The 262-nt window shown below is 51.9% G+C and carries 1 pseudogene; it reads left to right on the top strand.

Features of this window, described 5'->3' with window-relative positions:
• Positions 1-262, top strand: a pseudogene (locus SB773_RS32635) (molybdopterin oxidoreductase family protein); the annotation flags it as partial.

Below are 262 nucleotides of genomic sequence, written 5' to 3'. Positions count from 1 at the left end.
ATCCGTTAAAACGAGTTGGACCCAAAGGCAGCGGTCAGTTTGCCAGAATTAGCTGGGAGGAAGCTATCGAAACGATCACCACACGCTGGCGTGAGCTGATTGAAACAGAGGGACCGACCAGTATATTGCCCTACAGCTTTTACGGGAATATGGGCAGGATTAACGTGGAGGGCATGGATCGCCGCTTCTTTTATCGCATGGGCGCCAGCCAGTTGGATCGGACGATATGCAACAGTGCAGGCGGAGTAGGCTACAATTATAC

The organism is Bacillus sp. SIMBA_074, assembly GCF_046534555.1.
Lineage (GTDB): Bacteria > Bacillota > Bacilli > Bacillales > Bacillaceae_G > Bacillus_A > Bacillus_A mycoides.
Note: the sequence above shows the minus strand (reverse complement) of the source record. Positions and strands in the feature narration are given on the sequence as shown.